We start from the raw sequence: 16,174 nt of genomic DNA, 5'->3' as shown, positions 1-16,174 counted from the left end.
GGGCGGCTGCCGCGGCAGCCGCCCCATCGCGCTCGGGAACTACAGGTACTGACCGGTGTTCGTGGCGGTGTCGATCGCCCGCCCCGAGTCCTGGTTCTTGCCGGTGACGAGCGTGCGGATGTAGACGATCCGCTCGCCCTTCTTGCCGGAGATCCGGGCCCAGTCGTCCGGGTTGGTGGTGTTCGGGAGGTCCTCGTTCTCCGCGAACTCGTCGACGATCGCGTCCAGCAGGTGCTGCACGCGCAGACCCGGCTGCTTGGTCTCCAGCACCGACTTGATCGCCGACTTCTTCGCCCGGTCCACGATGTTCTGGATCATCGCGCCCGAGTTGAAGTCGCGGAAGTACAGGACTTCCTTGTCCCCGTTGGCGTAGGTCACCTCGAGGAACCGGTTCTCGTCGCTCTCCTCGTACATCCGCTCGACGGTGTGCTGGATCATCGCGTCGAACGTCGCCTTGGCGTCGCCGCCGAACTCGGCGAGGTCGTCGGCGTGGATCGGCAGGCCTTCGGCCAGGTACTTGGAGAAGATGTCCTTCGCGCCCTCGGCGTCCGGCCGCTCGATCTTGATCTTGACGTCCAGGCGGCCGGGCCGCAGGATCGCCGGGTCGATCATGTCCTCGCGGTTGGACGCGCCGATGACGATGACGTTCTCCAGGCCCTCGACACCGTCGATCTCCGAGAGCAGCTGCGGCACGATCGTGGTCTCCACGTCGGACGACACGCCCGACCCACGGGTACGGAAGATCGAGTCCATCTCGTCGAAGAACACGATCACCGGGGTGCCCTCGGAGGCCTTCTCCCGCGCCCGCTGGAAGATCAGGCGGATGTGCCGCTCGGTCTCCCCGACGAACTTGTTGAGCAGCTCGGGGCCCTTGATGTTCAGGAAGTAGGACTTCCCGTCCGCCGCGTCGCCGCGGGCCTCGGCCACCTTCTTGGCCAGCGAGTTCGCGACCGCCTTGGCGATGAGCGTCTTGCCGCAGCCCGGCGGGCCGTAGAGCAGGACGCCCTTCGGCGGGCGCAGCTGGTACTCCTGGTACAGATCCGCGTGCAGGAACGGCAGTTCCACCGCGTCCCGGATCTGCTCGATCTGCCGGGAAAGGCCGCCGATGTCCTCGTAGCGGACGTCCGGCACCTCCTCCAGCACCAGGTCCTCGACCTCCGCCTTCGGCACGCGCTCGTACGCGTAACCGGCCTTGGAGTCGACCAGGAGCGAGTCGCCCGGCTTGAGCGGCTGCTCCGCCAGCAGATCGGAGAGCAGGACGACCCGCTCTTCGTCCGCGTGCCCGACCACCAGCGCGCGGGGGCTGCCGCCCTCGACGTCGGGGGCGAGCACCTCGCGCAACGCGCACACCTCACCGGTGCGTTCGAAACCGCCTGCCTCGACCACGGTCAGTGCCTCGTTGAGCCGCAGCGCCTGTCCGCGCCGCAGCGACGAGATCTCCACCGCGGGCGAAACGGACACCCGCATCTTCCGGCCGGCCGTGAAGACGTCCACCGTGTTGTCCTCGTACGCCTCGACGAAGACGCCGTACCCGGACGGTGGCTGGGCCAGCCGGTCGACCTCCTCGCGGAGGGCGAGGAGCTGTCCTCGCGCTTCGCGCAGGGTCTCGACCAGTTTGGTGTTGCGCTCGGTGAGCTGGCTCACCCGTTCCGAGGCCTCGGCGAGCCGCTGTTCGAGAACCCGGTTCTGCCGTGGTGAGTCGGTCAGTTTGCGGCGCAGCAGCGCCACTTCTTCCTCGAGAAAACGGATCTGCCGAGCCTGCTCGTCCGCCGTCGTCCCAGCTCCGGATGTTGCTGAAGGGTCGGCCTCCTCGCGCCGACCTCCGGGAAGGTCATGATGCATCGGGCACCTCCTCGGAGTGCTTTTCATTCCACGGTACCGGCGATCACCGACAAGAAAAGGCCTTTCCGCATCACAAGATCGGCGCGTCGCGGTTTCCCAGCCTGCCCCAGCACGGACATTCCCGCAGCGCAAGCGGCCATTTCGGTGCCGTGACGCGGGCGCGTCGCGGGTCTTCCCGTGCCGGGATGAAGCAAGCACAACGGGAGTACCCCGCCGCCGGGACCGCCAACCCCGGCCCGAATCCGCCCTAACGGCGCGCCGGACGGGCCAGGTGGCTAGCATCGGGCGGACGTCGGCCGCCCGATGGCCGGGTCCTCCGTCGAAGGAACGCTAGGGGGCACCTCTCATGACCTACCCGCCGCAGCACCCGGGCGGCTACGGGCAGCAGCCCGGTGGCTACGGGCAGCAGCCAGACCCGTACGGCCAGCAGCAGCCCGGCGGCTGGCCCCAGAGCGGTCCCCAGGCCCAGCCGGGGTACGGCGGCACCCAGCAGTTCGGCCAGCCCGGTCCGTACGACGGCACGCAGCAGTACGGGCAGCCCGGCGGCTACGACGGCACGCAGCAGTACGGGCAGCCCGGCGGCTACGAGCAGTACGGACAGCCCGGTTACCCGCCCCAGACGGGCCCTCAGCCCCAGCAGTACGGCCAGCAGGACCAGTGGGGCCAGCAGCAGCCCGGCTTCGGCGGCTACGACCCGTACGGCGGGGGCAGCTTCGGCGAAGCCCCGCCGCCCAAGAAGAAGACCGGGCTCATCGTCGCCATCGCGGCGGGCGCCGCGGTCCTGGTCGCCGGCGGCGTGACCGCGGTGGTCCTGACCAGCGGCGACGACGAGAAGACCGCGGCGCCGCCGGCGAGCACCAGCTCGGCGGCCCCGACGTCCGCGCCGAAGACGTCTGCGACCCCGAAGAGCAAGACCGCCACGCCGACCAGCCCGACGACGAAGGGCAGCAAGCCCGCCGGCGGCCCGGCTCCCGGGGGCAAGCCCACCTCGAAGGAGCTGTTCCAGGCGGTCATCGACGCTTACAACGCCAAGAGCGCCAAGGCACTCGACGACACCATCTGCCGCAGCGTGCGCGGTGACGAGCCGGTCGGCGAGATCACCGGCGAAATCTCGGCGAAGCTGGACGGCGAGCCGCAGGACTCCGGCACCACGTCCACCGTGCACTGGAGCAACAGCGTCAACGGCCAGACCAACACCGGCGTGTTCACCGGGAAGAACGAGGCAGGCCTCTGGTGCCTGGTCGACGTCAAGAAGGACAAGAAGTGACCGGCGCCCGGCGGTGAACCGCGTGCTCGTCGCCGGGCTGGTCCTGCTCGGCGCGGCCGTCGCGGGCGTGGTGCTCGGGCTGGTGCTGGTCGCGCCGTCCGGGTCCCCGCCCGCCCCGCCGGGGCCGCCACCGTCACCACGGCCGCCGTCCACGGCGGCGCCCGACGCGATCGACACGGCGGCGGTGAGCGTGCTGGCCAAGGCGATCGTGGACGCCATCGCCCGCCACGACGCGGCGGCGTTCGGCAAGCTCACCTGCCGCCCGCAGACGGCCGAGGCCCTGGCCGGGCTGCAGCGGACCTGGGACGCGGCAGGCCCGGTCACCGCCCGGCTGGCGGGACCTCCGGAGCTGCGCGGCGAATCCGCCACGGCGAAGGTGCACGTCGAGGCCGCGGGCGGGACGAAGGAGACACCGTTCCCGCTGCACAAGGAGAACGGCCGGTGGTGCGTGCCGGGCTGAGTCCCCAGCCGCCGGGTCAGCCCTTGCCCTTGCTCGGCCGCCGGGAGACGCGCGGCGACACCGTCCCGTCCGCCAGCCGCCGGGCCGTCAGCAGGAACGCCGTGTGCGCCACCATCCGGTGGTCCGGGCGGACCGCCAAGCCGACCACATGCCATGGGCGCATCAGCGTCTCCCACGACTCCGGCTCGGTCCAGCACTGCTGCTCGCGCAGGGACTCCGTGACACGGGACAGCTGCGTCACCGTCGCCACGTACACCGTCAGCACGCCGCCGGGCACCAGGTGCGCGGCCACGTTCGGCAGCTGCTCCCACGGCGCCAGCATGTCCAGCACGACCCGGTCGACCTCGCCCTCGTGCGAGGCCAGGTCGGCGACGGTGAGCGACCAGTTGGCCGGCTTCTCGCCGAAGAACTTCACCACGTTGCGCTCGGCGTGCTCGGCGTGGTCGTCGCGGATCTCGTACGAGTGCACGTGCCCGGCCGGGCCGACCGCGCGCAGCAGCGAGCAGGTCAGCGCGCCGGAGCCGGCACCCGCCTCCAGCACCCGCGCGCCCGGGAAGATGTCGCCCCACATCACGATCTGCGCCGCGTCCTTGGGGTAGATCACCTGCGCGCCGCGGGGCATCGAGAGCACGTAGTCCGGCAGCAGCGGGCGCAGCGCCAGGTACGTCGAGCCGCCCGCCGACGTCACCACCGAGCCCTCGGGACGGCCGATCAGGTCGTCGTGGGCGAGCGCGCCGCGGTGGGTGTGGTACTCACCGCCGTCGGCCAGCGTCAGGGTGTAGTGCCGCCCCTTCGAGTCGGTCAACTGCACCCGATCACCCGCACGAAACGGTCCGCTGACCGACAACACTTCCTCCTGCTACCCCGGATGGCCGACGACAGATCTTCGCAGGCCGTCCCGGCCGCGGGCTCAGCGGGTGCGGCGGTTCAGCGCGGCGCGCAGGTCGTCACGGCGCAGCACGCCCGCCGGGCGGCCCTCGTCGTCGACCACGAGGAACTGCCAGGCGGCCGTCTCGCGGACCCGCTCGACGACGTCCTCCCCCGGCTCGGACGCCAGCAGCACGGTCTCGGCGCGGATCGGCTCGGCCGCCAGCTCGGCCGGGGCGTGCGGCGACGAGCCCGCGAGCCGTTCCGCCGCGCCCACGTCCAGCAGCCCGGCCGCCACGCCGTCGGCGCGGACCAGCACCACGCCCCGCCCGGCCGACGCGGCCAGCGCGTCCGACACCGGGCTCTCGGCGGGCAGCTGCAGCACCGGCCGGACCAGCTCCTCCAGCACCAGGCCCGCCGGCCAGGTCCGCCGGGCGTCGGCGGCCAGCTCGGACCGCGCGCCGAGGATGACGAACCACGCCGTGACGACGCAGACACCCAGCCGCAGCCAGCGGTCCGGGCTCGCGGTCGCCAGGCCCCACAGGGCCCAGACGACCAGACCCGCGGCCACGACCGCGCCGCCGGCGACCGCGGCGCGTGTCCCCTTCGACCGGATGCCGGTGACCGCCCAGACGCCCGCGCGGACCAGCCGCCCGCCGTCCAGCGGCAGGCCGGGCAGCAGGTTGAACACGCCGACGGCGAGGTTCGCCACCGCGCATTCGGCCACCAGGAGCCAGACCGCGCCGTCCGGCGGTACGGCGAACATCAGCAGGCCGCAGAACCCGCCGAGCAGCAGCGACACCGCAGGCCCTGCCGCGGCGACCATGCCCTCGTCGCCGGGCCGCTTCGGCGTGCGGGCCACTTCGGACAGGCCGCCGAGCAGGAACAGGCGCAGCCGCCGCACCGGAATCCCCAGCCGCAGCGCGACCAGGCAGTGGCCCAGTTCGTGGGCGAGCACCGACAGGCCCAGCAGCAGCGCGAACGCGCCGGCCAGCAGCCACGACGTCGCCGCCGACGCGTCCGGCAGCAGCCGTCCGACCAGCGGCGCGTACAGCACGACGACGATCAGCGAGCCGATCCACCAGGACGGTGCCAGCAGCACCGGCACCCCGGCGACCCGGAACAGCAGCAGGCCGCCGTCCGTCCGGACGGCCTGCCGGGTGCCCCCGTGCTCACTGGTCGCGGCCATGCCCGAGAGCCTAGAGCCCCCGGTGTGGGGACCGGGTGATCCGGGTCCGCCGGGTGTCGCACCCGGACGACCCGCGTACCCGGACAGTCAGCCTGCGTACCCGGACGGTCGGATTGCGTACCTGGAGGGTCGGCTGGGCGCTGGACACCGGCCGACCCTCCGGGTACGCGGGCCGACTCTTCAGGTACGCGGGCCGACCCTCCAAGTACGCGGGCCGACCCTCCAGGTACGTGGGGCGTCCGTGCAGGTATGCGGGTGGCGGGCGTTGCGGTCGCCGGAACTGTCGTACCCCGGCGTTACGCTCTGCCCATGCCCGACGCCGACACCGTCACCACGGAAGCCCCCGACTCCGCCGTCGCCACCGAAGTGCGGCGGCGGCCCGCGTTGTCGCCGTCACGGGCCAGCGACTTCAAGCAGTGCCCGCTCCTCTACCGGTTCCGTGCCGTCGACCGGCTGCCCGAAGTCCCGACGAAGGCGCAGCTGCGCGGCACGCTCGTGCACTCGGTGCTGGAACGGCTGTTCGCGCTGCCGGCGGCCGAGCGCGTGCCGCCGCGGGCCCGCGAGCTGCTCGGCCCGGCGTGGACGGACCTGTCCGCCGAACGTCCGGAGTGGACCGCGCTGTTCGACGGCGAACGGCCCGAGGACCACGCGGAATGGCTGCGCTCGGCCGAAAAGCTCCTGGACGCCTACTTCGAGCTGGAGGACCCGCGGCGGCTCGAACCGGAGGCCTGCGAGCTGCACGTCGAGATCGAGCTGGGCTCCGGTGTCCTGCTGCGCGGCTACATCGACCGGCTGGACGTCGCGCCCACCGGCGAGATCCGGGTCGTCGACTACAAGACCGGTGCCGCGCCGCGCGAGATCGGCGAGGCCAAGGCGATGTTCCAGATGAAGTTCTACGCCGTGGTCCTGTGGCGGCTGCGCGGGATCGTCCCGCGCCAGCTGAAGCTGATGTACCTCACCGACGGCCAGTCGCTGGCCTACACCCCCGACGAAGCCGAGCTGGTCCGCTTCGAGCGCACCCTGGAAGCCATCTGGCAGGCCATCCTCAAGGCGGGCAAGACCGGGGACTTCCGCGCCAACCCCAGCAAGCTGTGCAACTGGTGCGACCACCAGGCGCACTGTCCCGAGTACGGCGGCACGCCGCCGGAGTACCCCGGCTGGCCGGAGCCCGACGCGGGCGACGAGACGCCGCTGGACCGGGCCGACTGATGGCCGACGCGTTCTACGTCCCGCTCGGCGACGGCCGGTTCTCCGCCACCGCGCACACCGCCGGGCCGTGGACGCCGGATGCCCAGCACTTCGGGCCGCCGTCGGCGTTGCTGGTGCGCGCCCTCGAAAACGTCGAACCGGCGCACCCGGCCGAACTGGCCAGGGTGACGGTCGAGATCCTCGGGCCGGCCCCGGTCGCCGAACTCGCCGTGCGCGCCCGGATCGAGCGGCCCGGCCGCTCGGTCGAGCTGCTCCAGGCGGAGCTGGCGAGCGCGGACCGCGTCGTGGCGCGCGCGTCGGCCTGGCGGGTCGCGACGTCCGACACCGCCGCGATCGCCACCGACGCCGGTCCCCTGCTGCCCGCGCCGGACAGCGTCGGGGAGTCGCGGTGGCCGGAGGGCTGGGGAGGCGGCTACCTCGACGCGATGGAGTGGCGGGCGGTGCGCGGCGGCATGGACGTGCCCGGCCCGGCGGCCGTGTGGGCCCGCCAGCGCATCCCGCTCGTCGACGGCGAGGAGCCCAGCGGGCTGCAGCGGCTGGTCACCGCCGCCGACTCCGCCAGCGGCGTGTCGAACTTCCTGGACCCGCGGCAGTGGTGGTTCATCAACTCCGAGCTGACCGTGCACCTGCGACGGCAGCCGGACGGCGAGTGGATCGGCATGGACGCGGTCACGCTGGTCGGCCGCACCGGCGTCGGCACGGCGACCAGCATCCTGCACGACGGCGACGGCCCGGTGGCCACCGGCGCACAGGCCCTCCTGGTGCGCGCGCGACAGGCCGGGGGCGGATAGCCACCCACAACGGGCCCGCATCCAATAACCTTCGCGGAACGACCGACTTGAGGAGCGCTCCGGCATGCAGATCACCTCGGTGGTCAACCAGAAAGGCGGGGTCGGCAAGACCTCACTGAGCGTCGGCACCGCGGCCGCACTGGCCGAGCGGGGCCGCCGGGTGCTGCTGGTCGACCTCGACCCGCAGGGCCACGCGACGACCGAGATGCTCGGCCTGTCCGAGGTCGCCGCGGACGCGCCCAGCCTGGCGAAGGCGCTGGCCAAGACGTGGAAGGGCCCGATCGAGGAGCTGGTGGTCCCGCACCCGCGCAGCAACCTCGGCCGCGGCGGTGCGTTCGACGTCGTCCCGACGTCGCCGGGGATGTTCGACCTGATCCGGCGGCTCGACTCCTTCCGCGTGCCCGGCTGGCAGCTGGCCAGGGTCATCCAGTTCGCCAACTACGACCACTGCGTCATCGACTGTCCCCCGGCGCTGGACGTGCTGACGAACAACGCGCTGGCGGCCTCGCACGGCATCCTGGTCCCGGTCCAGCCGGACAAGACCAGCATCCGCGCGCTGCGGCTGCTCGCCGACCAGGTGCGGTACGTCGAGCAGACCGTCGGGCGGCAGCCGCTGTCGTGGTTCGGCCTGGTCCCGAGCCTGTACCGGCGGCCGATCTCGCACTACGCGGCCGCGGCGCTGCAGGAGATGTACGAGTTCGGCATCCCGATGCTCTCGCACCTGCCGCTGGGCGTGGTGATGAACGAGGCGGCCGCGCACGGCGTCCCGGTGACGACGTACGCGCCGGAAACCCTGCAGGCGCTGTCGTTCCGCGAGATCGCCGCGACGCTCGACGGCTACCTGGAGCAGAACCAGGCGCCGGCGGTCGTGCCCGCGGACGAGGAGTTCGTCTTCGAGGACTTCATCTCCGAGGTGGCGGTGGCCCGCAACGTCAACGACAACGGCGTCCGCAAGGGGCTGTACGACCTGCTGCCGAAGAAGCCGAACCGGCCGCGCTGAGATTTCGGCGCGGCCGGGCCCGGCGGTCAGAGACGGCAGGAACGGATGTCCGAGGCCAGGATCGCCTTGGCGCCCACTTCGGCCAGCTCGTCCATGATCCGGTTGACCTCCTTGCGCGGCACCATCGCGCGCACCGCCACCCAGTCCTCGTGGGCGAGCGGGGCCACCGTCGGCGACTCCAGGCCGGGCGTGATGGCGATCGCCCGCTCGACCAGCGACCGCGGGCAGTCGTAGTCCAGCATCATGTACTGCTGCGCGAAGACGACCCCGCGCAGGCGGGCGGCCAGCTGCGACTTCGCCTTGCTGTCCGGGGTCCCGCGCCGCTGCAGCAGCACCGCTTCCGACACGCAGATCGGGTCGCCGAAGGCCACCAGGTTGTGCTGGCGCAGCGACCGGCCGGACTCGACCACGTCGGCGATCGCGTCGGCGACACCCAGCTGGATCGAGATCTCCACGGCGCCGTCGAGCCGGATCACCTCGGCCTCGACGCCGTGGCGGGCCAGGTCGTCGCGGACCAGGCGCGGGTAGGACGTCGCGAGGCGCTTGCCGTGCAGGTCCGCCGGCTTCCAGTCCTTGCCCGCCGGGGCGGCGTAGCGGAACGTCGAGCCGCCGAACCCGAGTGCCTGGATCTCCTCGACCGGGGCACCGGAGTCGAGGGCGAGGTCGCGGCCGGTGATGCCGAGGTCGAGCTCGCCCGAGCCGACGTAGATGGCGATGTCCTTGGGCCGCAGGAAGAAGAACTCGACCTCGTTCACCGGGTCCAGCACGGTCAGGTCGCGCTGCTCATGCCGCTTGCGGTAGCCCGCCTCGCCGAGCATCTCCGTCGCCGCGGCGGCGAGGGCTCCCTTGTTCGGCACGGCAACACGCAGCATTTCGCTCTGTCTCCTCGTTCTTTCGCGCGACCCGTCACAGGTAGCGGTAGACGTCCTCGGTCGTCAGGCCACGGCCGAGCATCAGCACCTGCACCCGGTACAGCAGCTGCGAGATCTCCTCGGCGAGCCGTTCGTCGGACTCGTGCTCGGCGGCGATCCACACCTCGCCGGCTTCCTCGAGCACCTTCTTGCCCTGGGCGTGCACCCCGGCGTCGAGGGCGACGACGGTGCCGGACCCGTCGGGACGGGTACGCGCGCGCTCGGCAAGCTCCGCGAACAGCTCATCGAAGGTCTTCACGGTCTGCAGATCCTTCCATCCCGGCCCGGGCGCCGCTGCCCCGGGCCGGTCCGGATGCCACCGATCTCACACCGAAGTGGACGTCGTTTCCCAGCCGGTGGGATCAGAAGAGCGCGCCCTGCTCGAAGTCCAGCAGGTAGCGCTTGCGCTCCAGCCCGCCGCCGTACCCGGTCAGCGAGCCGTTCGCGCCCACCACGCGGTGGCACGGCACGATGATCCCGATCGGGTTCTTGCCGTTGGCCAGCCCGACCGCGCGGGAGGCGCCCGGGCTGCCGAGGCGGTCGGCCAGCTCGCCGTAGGACAGCGTCGTGCCGTACGGGATCTTCCGCAGTTCCGCCCAGACCCGCTGCTGGAACGGCGTGCCCGCGAACGCCAGTGGCACGTCGAACTCTCGCCGCTGCCCGGCGAAGTACTCCTTCAGCTCGGTTTCGGCGCGGACGAAGATCTCCGCACCCGGGTCGGGCTCGCCGAAGGTCGTCTCGTCCGGGCGGTGCCGCTGCTCGGTCATGTACAGGCCGCGGAGGGCGCCGTCCTCGGCGACCAGGGTCAGCGGGCCGCACGGGCTGGCCACGATGGCGTGGGTACGCATGGTTCTCCTGTCGGAAGGGGGTCAGGCGGCGGGCATCCGGTTGATCGCGTGATCGCCGGTGGCCCACAGGTGCTGGGTGGCGTAGGCGCGCCAGGGGCGCCACGCTTCGGACCGGGCGGCGACGGCCGCCGGGCCGCCGAGGCCGAGGGTTTCCGCCGCGTACTTGATGCCGAGGTCGGTGGGCAGGAACGCGTCCGGGTCGCCCAGCGCCCGCATCGCGATGCTCTCCACCGTCCACGGCCCGAATCCCGGCAACGCGGTCAGGGCGGCGCGGGCCGCGCCCCAGTCGCTGCCCGCGCCGAGGTCCAGTCCTCCCGCCAGCGCCTCGACCAGGGCCAGCAGCGTGCGACGGCGGCTGCGCGGCATCGCCAGGGTCTCCGGATCCAGCGAGGCCAGTGCCTCGGGCGACGGGAACAGGTGCGTGAGGCCGCCCTCGGGGTCGTCGACCGGCTCGCCGTGGGCGACGACCAGCCGGGCCGCGTGGGTCCGCGCCGCCGCCGTCGAGACCTGCTGGCCGAGCACCGCGCGGACGGCGAACTCGGCGCCGTCGGCCGTGCGCGGGACCCGGCGGCCGGGCGCGGCCGCGACCAGCGGGGCCAGCAGCGGGTCGGTGGCGAGCTGGTCGTCGACGGCGACCGGGTCGGCGTCGAGGTCGAGCAGGCGGCGGCAGCGGCTGGTGGCCGCCGGGAGGTCGCGCAGGTCGGCGAGGGTGAGACGGCAGGCGATGTGGCCGTCCTCGGGCCGCAGCGCCACGATGCCGTGGCCGTGCGGCAGCCGCAGCGTGCGGCGGTACGCGCCGTCCCGCCACTCCTCGACGCCCGGGACGCCGGTCGCGACGAGGTGGCCGAACAGGTTGTCCGGGCACAGCGGCCTGCGGTACGGCAGCCGCAGGACCAGCGCCCCGGCGGTGGCCGACGGCTTGCCCTTCGCACGCTGCCGCAGCTGCGTCGGCGAAAGGGCGAAGACCTCGCGGACGGTGTCGTTGAACGTCCGGATGCTGCCGAAGCCGGCGGCCAGCGCCAGTTCGGTCATCGGCAGGGTGGTCGTCTCGATCAGGGTCCGCGCGGTCTGCGCCCGCTGGGCCCGCGCCAGCGCCAGCGGACCGGCCCCCAGCGCGGCGAACACCTGCCGCTCGACCTGGCGGACGCTGTAGCCGAGGCGGGCGGCCAGGCCGCGGACGCCTTCGGTGTCGACGACGCCGTCGGCGATCAGCCGCATCGCGCGCGCCACCAGGTCGGCGCGCTCGTTCCACAGCGGCGAACCGGGACTCGCGTCGGGACGGCAGCGCTTGCAGGCCCGGAACCCGGCCTGCTGGGCGGCCGCGGCACTCGGGTAGAAACGCATGTTCCGCGGCTTCGGCGGCACCACCGGGCAGCTGGGCCGGCAGTAGATCTTCGTCGTCAGGACGGCGGTGTAGAACCACCCGTCGAACCGGGCGTCCTTCGCCTGCACGGCCCGTACGCACCGTTCGAAGTCATCGTGCACCGCTTCAGCATCGCGGACCCGGCGGGCGCGGGGCTAGCGGAAAAGCGACATGGTGGTGCTCAGCCGAGCAGGGCCGCCAGCGCCGGCACGTCGATGCCGACGAGCGACTCGCGGAACACCCGCCGCTCCCCCGCCTCGACCGGGACGTCGTTGGGGACGACCAGCACCGTGCAGCCCGCCGCGACCGCCGACGCCGTGCCCGGCGGGGAGTCCTCGACCGCGACGCACCGCGCCGGGTCGGCGCCGAGCAGTTCGGCCGCCTTCAGGTACGGGCGCGGGTGCGGCTTGTTGAGGCCCTCGACCTCGTCCCCGCACACCGTGACGTCGAAGAAGTCGCGGCCGATCGTGTTCAGCGCCAGCTCGGTCAGGTCGCGTTCGGTCGAGGTGACCAGCGCCGAACGCAGGCCCGCCTCGCGCACCGCCGTCAGCGCTTCCCGCGCGCCGGGCCGCCAGGGCAGCGCGTCGTCGAACAGCCCGGCCGTGCGGCGGCGGATCTCCGCACCCGTCGAGGCGATCGCTTCGGGCGTCACGGGAAGGCCGACGACCTCCAGCAGGTACGCGGACGTGTCGTCCATGTTGGACCCGACGAGCGTCATCCGCTGCTGTTCGGAAAGCTTGCCGCCCAGCCACTCCGCCGTCTCGTACAGCGCGACGTCCCACAGCTTCTCGGAGTCGATCAGCGTGCCGTCCATGTCCCACAGCACGGCGTCGAGTCCGTCCACAGTGGTCTCCTCCGGGTCTAGGTGTTGAAGTACTTCGCTTCCGGGTGGTGGCAGACGATCGCGTCGGTCGACTGCTCGGGGTGCAGCTGGTACTCCTCGGACAGCTTGACGCCGATCCGGCCCGGTTCGAGGAGGGCGACGATCTTCGCCCGGTCTTCGAGATCGGGACAGGCGCCGTAGCCCAGGGAGAACCTGGCTCCACGGTAGCCGAGCTTGAAGAACTCCTCGACGTCGTCGGGGTCCTCTGAGGCGACCGCCACACCGCCGGGGAAGGTCAGCTCGCCCCGGATGCGGCAGTGCCAGTACTCGGCCAGCGCCTCGGTGAGCTGGACGCCGAGGCCGTGGACCTCCAGGTAGTCGCGGTAGGCGTCGGCGGCGAACAGCTCGTTCGCGTAGTCGGCGATGGGCTGCCCCATGGTGACGACGGTCAACGGCACGACGTCGACCTCGCCGGACTCCCGCGGCCGGTAGAAGTCGGCCAGGCACAGCCGCCGGTCGCGGCGCTGGCGCGGGAAGGTGAAGCGCAGCCGCTCGGGTGCGTCCGGCTCGGGCTCGGTGAGCACGACGAGGTCGTCGCCCTCGCTGTAGCACGGGAAATAGCCGTAGACGACGGCCGCGTGGGCCAGGATCCCGTCGGCGGTCAGCCGGTCGAGCCAGTACCGCAGCCGCGGCCGTCCCTCGGTCTCGGCCAGCTCGTCGTACGTCGGCCCGGCGCCGCCGCGGGCGCCCTTGAGGCCCCACTGGCCCATGAAGGTCGCGCGTTCGTCGAGCATCGCGGCGTAGTCGGCAACGGGGATGCCCTTGACGACGCGCGATCCCCAGAACGGCGGCGACGGCACCGGCACGTCGGTGGCGACGTCCGACCGGGCGGGCGGCGGCGCCGTTTCTTCCTCGGCCTTGCGGGCCTTGCGTGCCTCGGCGATCCGCAGCGAGCGTTCCCGGCGTTCCTTCCGCTCCTGGCGTTTCTTCTCCGCCTCGGCGTCGATCAGCGGTGACTCGCCGCGCTTGGCGGCCATGATCGCGTCCATCAGCCGCAGTCCCTCGAACGCGTCCCGGGCATAGCGGACGTCGCCGAGGTACAGCTCGGTCAGGTCGTTCTCCACATAGGACCGGGTCAGCGCCGCGCCGCCGAGCAGCACCGGCCACCGCGCGGAGACGCCACGGGAGTTCATCTCCTGGAGGTTCTCCTTCATGATCACCGTGGACTTGACCAGCAGCCCGGACATCCCGATGGCGTCGGCGCCGTGTTCTTCGGCCGCGTCGAGGATGGCCGAGATCGGCTGCTTGATGCCGAGGTTGACGACCTCGTAGCCGTTGTTGGACAGGATGATGTCGACGAGGTTCTTGCCGATGTCGTGGACGTCGCCGCGCACGGTGGCGAGCACGATCCGGCCCTTGCCTGCGTCGTCCTCCTTCTCCATGTGCGGTTCCAGGTGCGCCACGGCCGCCTTCATCACCTCGGCGGACTGGAGCACGAACGGCAGCTGCATCTGCCCGGACCCGAACAGCTCGCCGACGGTCTTCATGCCGGACAGCAGCGTGTCGTTGATGATCTCCAGCGCGGGCCGCTGCGCCAGTGCCGCGTCGAGGTCCTCGGCGAGGCCGGTGCGTTCGCCGTCGACGATCCGCCGTTCCAGGCGCTCGAACAGCGGCAGCGCGGCGAGTTCCTCGGCGCGCGAGGCCTTCGACGACGCCGTGCTGACGCCCTCGAACAGGGCCATCAGCTCCTGCAGCGGGTCGTAGCCGTCGCGGCGCCGGTCGTAGACGAGGTCGAGGGCCACCGCGCGCTGGTCCTCCGGGATGCGGGCCATCGGCAGGATCTTCGAGGCGTGCACGATCGCGGTGTCCAGCCCGGCCTGGACGCATTCGTGCAGGAACACCGAGTTGAGCACCTGCCGCGCGGCCGGGTTGAGGCCGAAGGAGATGTTGGACAGCCCGAGCGTGGTCTGGACCTCGGGGTGGCGGCGCTTGATCTCGCGGATGGCCTCGATCGTCTCGATGCCGTCGCGGCGCGACTCCTCCTGGCCGGTGGCGATGGTGAAGGTCAGCGCGTCGACGATGACGTCGCACTCCCGCAGGCCCCAGTTGCCGGTGATGTCCTCGATCAGCCGGGTGGCGATGTCGGCCTTCTTCCGCGCCGTCCGCGCCTGGCCCTCCTCGTCGATGGTCAGCGCGACGACGGCGGCGCCGTACTCCCGCACCAGGGTCATGACCTGCGCGAAGCGCGAGTCCGGGCCGTCGCCGTCCTCGTAGTTGACGGAGTTGACCGCGCACCGCCCGCCGAGCCGCTGCAGCCCGGCTTCGAGCACGGCGACCTCGGTGGAGTCGAGCATGATCGGCAGCGTCGAGGCGGTGGCCAGCCGTCCGGCCAGCTCGGCCATGTCGGCGGTGCCGTCGCGGCCGACGTAGTCGACGCACAGATCCAGCAGGTGGGCGCCGTCGCGGGTCTGCTCGCGGGCGATCTCGACGCAGTCGTCCCAGCGGCCTTCGAGCATCGCGGTGCGGAACGCCTTGGAGCCGTTGGCGTTGGTGCGCTCGCCGATCATCAGCACGCTGGCGTCCTGCTTGAACGGCACCGCCTGGTACAGCGACGACACGCCCGGCTCGGGCCGCGGCCGCCGCGGGACCGGCGTGGTGTCCGCGACGGCGGCGGCGAGCTGCCGGATGTGCTCGTCGGTGGTGCCGCAGCAGCCGCCGACCAGGCCCACGCCGAACTCGCGGACGAACCCGGTCAGCGCCTCGACCAGCGCTTCCGGGCCGAGCGGGTAGACCGCGCCGTCCGGGCCCAGCTCCGGCAGGCCCGCGTTCGGCATCACCGACAGCGGGACCCGCGCGTGCTTGGCCAGCTGCCGCAGGTGCTCGCTCATCTCGGCCGGGCCGGTGGCGCAGTTGAGCCCGATGACGTCGATGCCGAGCGGCTCCAGCGCGGCCAGCGCTGCGGCGACCTCGGTGCCGAGCAGCATGGTCCCGGTGGTTTCGACGGTGATCGAAGCGAGGATCGGCACCTGCCTGCCTTCGGCGGCCATCGCCCGCTTCGCGCCGATGATCGACGCCTTCGTCTGCAGGATGTCCTGGGTGGTTTCGACGATCACCGCGTCGGCGCCGCCGGCCAGCAGGCCGCGGACCTCCTCGCGGTAGGCGTCACGCAGCGTGGTGAACGGCGCGTGGCCGAGCGTGGGGAGCTTCGTGCCCGGGCCGACCGAGCCGAGGACGAACCGCGGGCGCTGCGGCGTCGCGAACTCGTCGGCGGTCTCGCGGGCCAGCCGGGCTCCGGCTTCGGCCAGTTCGAAGATCCGCTCGGTGATGCCGTACTCGGCGAAGTTGGCGAAATTGGCCCCGAAAGTGTTCGTTTCGACGGCGTCCGCGCCCGCCTCCAGATACCCGCGGTGGACCGAGCGCACCACGTCCGGGCGGGTGACGTTGAGGATCTCGTTGCAGCCCTCCAGGCCGCCGAAGTCGTCGAGGCTGAGGTCATGGGCCTGCAGCGCGGTGCCCATGGCCCCGTCGGCCACCAGGACACGCGTGCCGAGAGCGGTCAGGAACGGTGACGACCCGCGATCGGACATGCTGAACAGCGTAAGGC

14 protein-coding genes are annotated in these 16,174 nt (G+C 72.3%); 5 read left to right on the top strand and 9 right to left on the bottom strand.

The window, feature by feature from the left end; translation table 11 throughout:
* Positions 1 to 39: 39 nt before the first annotated feature.
* A complete protein-coding gene (gene arc, locus ABJI51_RS30290) occupies positions 40 to 1,842 on the bottom strand; it encodes a proteasome ATPase (RefSeq protein ID WP_348954456.1) in 1,803 nt (600 codons plus the stop codon).
* 346 nt (positions 1,843 to 2,188) lie between these two features.
* Between arc and ABJI51_RS30285 the strand changes: the two genes are divergently transcribed.
* Together ABJI51_RS30285 and ABJI51_RS30280 are read left to right on the top strand one after the other, a co-directional pair.
* On the top strand, positions 2,189 to 3,109 hold the full coding sequence (locus ABJI51_RS30285; protein WP_348954455.1) for a hypothetical protein: 921 nt from the start codon (positions 2,189 to 2,191) through the stop codon (positions 3,107 to 3,109).
* A gap of 13 nt (positions 3,110 to 3,122) precedes the next feature.
* The gene (locus tag ABJI51_RS30280; protein ID WP_348954454.1) at positions 3,123 to 3,569 is read left to right on the top strand and encodes a hypothetical protein; all 447 of its coding nucleotides are present in this window, start codon (positions 3,123 to 3,125) and stop codon (positions 3,567 to 3,569) included.
* A 16-nt stretch (positions 3,570 to 3,585) separates the two neighbouring features.
* On the opposite strand, the gene ABJI51_RS30275 is transcribed toward ABJI51_RS30280, so the two are convergent.
* Together ABJI51_RS30275 and ABJI51_RS30270 are read right to left on the bottom strand one after the other, a co-directional pair.
* Positions 3,586 to 4,416, bottom strand: coding sequence for a tRNA (adenine-N1)-methyltransferase (locus ABJI51_RS30275; protein WP_348954453.1), 831 nt, complete (start codon positions 4,414 to 4,416; stop codon positions 3,586 to 3,588).
* A gap of 63 nt (positions 4,417 to 4,479) precedes the next feature.
* A complete protein-coding gene (locus tag ABJI51_RS30270) occupies positions 4,480 to 5,625 on the bottom strand; it encodes a site-2 protease family protein (protein ID WP_348954452.1) in 1,146 nt (381 codons plus the stop codon).
* Between the two features lie 309 nt (positions 5,626 to 5,934).
* On the opposite strand from ABJI51_RS30270, the gene ABJI51_RS30265 reads away from it, so the two are divergent.
* From ABJI51_RS30265 to ABJI51_RS30255, 3 genes are all read left to right on the top strand, one after another.
* Positions 5,935 to 6,834: a RecB family exonuclease gene (locus tag ABJI51_RS30265; protein WP_348954451.1), complete on the top strand. Its 900-nt coding sequence runs from the start codon at positions 5,935 to 5,937 to the stop codon at positions 6,832 to 6,834.
* Positions 6,834 to 7,625: a thioesterase family protein gene (locus ABJI51_RS30260; RefSeq protein ID WP_348954450.1), complete on the top strand. Its 792-nt coding sequence runs from the start codon at positions 6,834 to 6,836 to the stop codon at positions 7,623 to 7,625. Before ABJI51_RS30265 ends, ABJI51_RS30260 begins: the two co-directional genes overlap by 1 nt.
* 64 nt (positions 7,626 to 7,689) lie before the next feature.
* Entirely contained in the window at positions 7,690 to 8,625 is a 936-nt protein-coding gene (locus ABJI51_RS30255) for a ParA family protein (protein ID WP_348954449.1), read from the top strand.
* Positions 8,626 to 8,651: 26 nt separating this feature from the next.
* On the opposite strand, the gene hisG is transcribed toward ABJI51_RS30255, so the two are convergent.
* The 6 genes from hisG to metH all read right to left on the bottom strand — a co-directional run bounded on the left by hisG (position 8,652) and on the right by metH (position 16,157).
* Positions 8,652 to 9,497 carry an ATP phosphoribosyltransferase gene (gene hisG / locus ABJI51_RS30250; RefSeq protein WP_348954448.1) on the bottom strand — a complete coding sequence of 282 codons (846 nt, stop codon included), beginning with the start codon at positions 9,495 to 9,497 and terminating at the stop codon, positions 8,652 to 8,654.
* Positions 9,498 to 9,531: 34 nt separating this feature from the next.
* Positions 9,532 to 9,795 (bottom strand): phosphoribosyl-ATP diphosphatase, encoded by a 264-nt coding sequence (locus ABJI51_RS30245; RefSeq protein WP_348954447.1) that lies wholly within the window; start codon positions 9,793 to 9,795, stop codon positions 9,532 to 9,534.
* Between the two features lie 103 nt (positions 9,796 to 9,898).
* Positions 9,899 to 10,384, bottom strand: coding sequence for a methylated-DNA--[protein]-cysteine S-methyltransferase (locus ABJI51_RS30240; RefSeq protein ID WP_348954446.1), 486 nt, complete (start codon positions 10,382 to 10,384; stop codon positions 9,899 to 9,901).
* 21 nt (positions 10,385 to 10,405) lie between these two features.
* Positions 10,406 to 11,869 carry an AlkA N-terminal domain-containing protein gene (locus ABJI51_RS30235; RefSeq protein ID WP_348954445.1) on the bottom strand — a complete coding sequence of 488 codons (1,464 nt, stop codon included), beginning with the start codon at positions 11,867 to 11,869 and terminating at the stop codon, positions 10,406 to 10,408.
* 59 nt (positions 11,870 to 11,928) lie between these two features.
* Positions 11,929 to 12,591 carry an HAD family hydrolase gene (locus ABJI51_RS30230; protein ID WP_348954444.1) on the bottom strand — a complete coding sequence of 221 codons (663 nt, stop codon included), beginning with the start codon at positions 12,589 to 12,591 and terminating at the stop codon, positions 11,929 to 11,931.
* 17 nt (positions 12,592 to 12,608) lie between these two features.
* Positions 12,609 to 16,157, bottom strand: a complete 3,549-nt coding sequence (metH, locus tag ABJI51_RS30225) for a methionine synthase (protein ID WP_348954443.1) — start codon at positions 16,155 to 16,157, stop codon at positions 12,609 to 12,611.
* Positions 16,158 to 16,174: the final 17 nt, after the last annotated feature.

The organism is Amycolatopsis melonis, assembly GCF_040064235.1.
GTDB classification, from domain to species: Bacteria; Actinomycetota; Actinomycetes; order Mycobacteriales; family Pseudonocardiaceae; genus Amycolatopsis; species Amycolatopsis melonis.
This window is presented reverse-complemented; position numbering and strand designations above follow the sequence as displayed.

Bases quoted from the DNA above. Each gene is read 5' to 3' on its own strand.
- arc (WP_348954456.1), bottom strand. From the start codon at position 1,842: ATGCATCATGACCTTCCCGGAGGTCGGCGCGAGGAGGCCGACCCTTCA.
- ABJI51_RS30285 (WP_348954455.1), top strand. From the start codon at position 2,189: ATGACCTACCCGCCGCAGCACCCGGGCGGCTACGGGCAGCAGCCCGGT.
- ABJI51_RS30270 (WP_348954452.1), bottom strand. From the start codon at position 5,625: ATGGCCGCGACCAGTGAGCACGGGGGCACCCGGCAGGCCGTCCGGACG.
- ABJI51_RS30265 (WP_348954451.1), top strand. From the start codon at position 5,935: ATGCCCGACGCCGACACCGTCACCACGGAAGCCCCCGACTCCGCCGTC.
- ABJI51_RS30260 (WP_348954450.1), top strand. From the start codon at position 6,834: ATGGCCGACGCGTTCTACGTCCCGCTCGGCGACGGCCGGTTCTCCGCC.
- ABJI51_RS30255 (WP_348954449.1), top strand. From the start codon at position 7,690: ATGCAGATCACCTCGGTGGTCAACCAGAAAGGCGGGGTCGGCAAGACC.
- hisG (WP_348954448.1), bottom strand. From the start codon at position 9,497: ATGCTGCGTGTTGCCGTGCCGAACAAGGGAGCCCTCGCCGCCGCGGCG.
- ABJI51_RS30240 (WP_348954446.1), bottom strand. From the start codon at position 10,384: ATGCGTACCCACGCCATCGTGGCCAGCCCGTGCGGCCCGCTGACCCTG.
- metH (WP_348954443.1), bottom strand. From the start codon at position 16,157: ATGTCCGATCGCGGGTCGTCACCGTTCCTGACCGCTCTCGGCACGCGT.